The 3,523-nt window shown below is 49.1% G+C and carries 3 protein-coding genes and 1 tRNA gene; 2 read left to right on the forward strand and 2 right to left on the reverse strand.

Annotated features, from left to right (window positions below; translation table 11 throughout):
• Positions 1–749, forward strand: a 749-nt coding sequence (locus ACTHUT_RS15745; protein WP_440418670.1) for an ABC transporter permease subunit, incomplete at its 5' end; no start/stop codon positions are given.
• A 24-nt stretch (positions 750–773) separates the two neighbouring features.
• Complete coding sequence (locus ACTHUT_RS15750; protein WP_250600068.1) at positions 774–2,378, forward strand: ABC transporter ATP-binding protein; 1,605 nt, start codon at positions 774–776, stop codon at positions 2,376–2,378.
• A 129-nt stretch (positions 2,379–2,507) separates the two neighbouring features.
• Here the strand turns inward: ACTHUT_RS15750 and ACTHUT_RS15755 are convergent.
• Both ACTHUT_RS15755 and yaaA read right to left on the reverse strand, forming a co-directional pair.
• A tRNA-Ser gene (locus ACTHUT_RS15755) sits at positions 2,508–2,598 on the reverse strand.
• A 79-nt stretch (positions 2,599–2,677) separates the two neighbouring features.
• Positions 2,678–3,457: a peroxide stress protein YaaA gene (yaaA, locus tag ACTHUT_RS15760; protein WP_250600070.1), complete on the reverse strand. Its 780-nt coding sequence runs from the start codon at positions 3,455–3,457 to the stop codon at positions 2,678–2,680.
• Between the last annotated feature and the right edge of the window lie 66 nt (positions 3,458–3,523).

Below are 3,523 nucleotides of genomic sequence, written 5' to 3' on the forward strand. Positions count from 1 at the left end.
TTGTGGCGCCATGGATCGTCCGCTACACCTACGACTTCACCGACTGGGACAATATGCAGATTCCGCCGTCCTTTTCTACCCATCACTATCTGGGTACGGATTTGCTCGGCCGCGATTTGCTGTCGCGTGCGGCAACCGGCGGACGTATTTCCTTGCTGGTCGGTGTGGCCGGCGCATTGGTGGCCGTTGTCATCGGTACGCTTTATGGTGCGATTGCCGGCTTTATCGGCGGTAAGCTCGATTCGCTGATGATGCGCTTTTTGGAAATTTTGAATGCGTTTCCGTTTATGTTTTTCGTCATTCTGCTGACCACATTCTTTGGCCGCAACCTGCTTTTGATTTTTGCCGCCGTGGGTTTGGTGTCTTGGCTGGACGTGGCGCGTATCGTGCGCGGCCAAACTTTGAGCTTGAAGCATAAAGAGTTCGTTGAAGCGGCGCGTGTGAGCGGCGTGGCAAAACGTAAAATCGTAACGCGCCACATTATTCCAAATGTTTTGGGCGTGGTGATGGTGTATGCCTCTTTGTTGGTGCCGGGCATGATTATGTTTGAATCCTTCTTGAGCTTCTTGGGCTTGGGCGTGCAAGAGCCGATGACCAGTTGGGGTTCGATGTTGCAAGAAGGCGCGATTTCGATGGAAGCCGCACCTTGGCAGCTGCTCGTGCCAAGTTTCTTCTTGGTAACCACTTTGTTCTGTTTCAACTTTATCGGCGACGGCCTGCGCGATGCGCTCGACCCGAAAGACCGCTAAACCACAACCAAAAGGATAATCAAAATGACAAAACAGTTACTGGTTGTAGAAAATCTGGACATCAATTTTGAATTGCATGAAAAGAACGTGCACGCCGTTCGTAATGTCAGCTTTAAAGTGGCAGAGGGCGAAACATTGGCTTTGGTCGGCGAGTCCGGCTCGGGTAAGTCTGTAACATCTATGTCCGTTATGCGTCTGCTGCCTGAGAAATTTGCCCGATACAGCAAAGATTCGCGCATTACTTTTGACGGTATTTCCATTTTAGATGCCGATGAGAAAACCCTACGTGATTTGCGTGGCAACCGCATTAGCGTGATTTTCCAAGAGCCGATGACCTCGCTCAATCCGTTTATGCGTATCGGTACGCAACTGATTGAAGCGGCGCGTGTGCACAATAAAAAGCTCGGCAAAAAAGAAGCAGGGCAGAAGGCATTGGCACTGCTGGAGCGTGTGGGCATCAAAGAAGCCGAGCGCCGCATGAAGCAATATCCGCACGAGTTTTCCGGCGGTCAGCTGCAACGCATCATGATTGCCATGGCGCTCATCAATGAACCCGACCTGCTGATTGCCGATGAGCCGACCACCGCTTTGGATGTAACCATTCAAGCCGAGATTCTCGATTTGCTCCACGATTTGCAACAGCAAATGGGCATGGCGATTATCTTCATTACCCACGATTTGGGTTTGGCGGAACACTATTCCAAAACCGTCTGCGTCATGCGTAACGGCGAAATTGTCGAGCGCGGCAAAATTAAAGAAGTATTTGCCCATCCGAAACACGAATATACCGCCGAACTCATCAATGCCATTCCCAAAGGCATGAAAGAGCCGGAAGAAAACAACGCCGGTGTGTTAATCGATGCCGATGATGTCAATGTTTCTTTCGTATTGAAGCAAAACTTTTTCGGCAAACCGCTCAAAACTTTTGACGCCGTCAAAGGCATCAGCCTCAAAATTAAAGAAGGCGAAACATTGGGTGTCGTCGGCGAGTCAGGTTCCGGCAAATCCACGTTGGGCAAAGCCGTAATGCAGATGCTGCCTTATACAGGACATATCTCCTTTGAAGGCAAAGACCTGAAAAACTATACCGCCGAAGAAGCACGCCGTCTGAAATCGCAACGGCAAATTGTGTTCCAAGATCCGTTCGGTTCGCTTTCCCCGCGCCTGACCGTTGGCGAAATTATTGGCGAAGGTTTGACGGTTCATCATCCTGAAATGACCAAAAAAGAACGTATCCAGCGTGTTTTGGAAGTCATGAAGGAAGTGTCCCTGCCGCTTGACGCGCTCAACCGCTATCCGCATGAATTCTCCGGCGGCCAGCGTCAGCGTATCGCGATTGCACGCGCCGTTATCCTGCGCCCGAAATTCATTCTTTTGGACGAGCCGACCTCTGCACTTGACCGCTCCGTACAATCCAAAGTGGTCGAACTTTTGCGTGACTTGCAGAAGAAATACGGCCTGACTTATATGTTCATCAGCCATGATTTGTCTGTCGTGCGCGCCGTCAGCGACAATGTGATTGTGATGAAGCAGGGCGAAATGGTTGAGTACGGCAGCGCGGATCAGATTTTCCATCATCCGCAAAACGATTACACCAAACGTTTGATTAACGCCGCATTTGATTTGTAGAAAAGGAAAAGGCCGTCTGAAAAGAAATTTTCAGACGGCCTTTACGGAATTCTTTGGATTTGAAAATAAAAAAGACTTGAATCATCAAGTCTCGCATTTCATTTTCACTAGATAAAAAAATATCAAGAATGGCGGAAGCGGTGAGATTCGAACTCACGGAGGGCTATCAACCCTCGACGGTTTTCAAGACCGTTGCATTAAACCGCTCTGCCACGCTTCCATTCTTGAAGCCGTAATATTAATGGAACTTACGGCCTTTGCCAAGAGGTATTTTAGAAAAAATATCTAGGATTCTGTTTTTATTTGGATTGTTCTTCACGCATGAATACCCATTCGGCTTCGTTTGAAGCTGCTTCATTGAATGAATAGCCCTCGTAGTCGAAATTTTTGAGCATTTCAGGATCGGTAATGCAGTGTTCTGCCGCGTAGCGCACCATCAAACCGCGCGCACGTTTGGCGTAGAAGCTGATGATTTTGTATTTGCCGTTTTTCTCGTCTTTAAAAATCGGCGTAATCAGGCGTGCGTTGAGTTTTTTGGTGTTGACGGATTTGAAATATTCTTGTGAGGCGAGGTTGATTAAGATATCGCTGCCGGCTTGCTTCAGTGTTTGGTTGAGCAGGTCGGTGATTTTATCGCCCCAAAATTCGTAGAGGTTTTTGCCGCGTGAGTTGGCAAAGGCCGTGCCCATTTCCAAGCGGTAGGGCTGCATCAAGTCGAGCGGGCGCAATACGCCGTATAGGCCGGAGAGCAGGCGGACGTGTTGTTGCAGGTAGTCGATTTGCTCCGACTTGAGCGTATCGGCGGTAATGCCTTCATAGACGTCGCCGTTGAACATAAATACGGCCTGTTTGGCGTTTTCAGGGGTAAACGGCGTGTGCCATACGGCATTGCGTTCGGCATTGAGCAGGGCGATTTTGTCGGAAACATGCATCAGCTCGGCGATTTGTTGAGGGGCAAGCTGACGCAACTCCTGCATCAGGATTTCTGCTTCGGGCAAAAGGTCGGGTTGGGTAAAGCTGCTGATGGGGGAGGGGTCTTTTTCGTTGAGGTTTTTGGCTGGGGATAAGACAAAAAACATGATAATTTCGGCTTTGAAATGAATAATGTGTGGGATTGTAGGTTTAAAATCGGGGAAGGACAAGAC

This window comes from Neisseria sp. P0022.S010, from assembly GCF_051956635.1.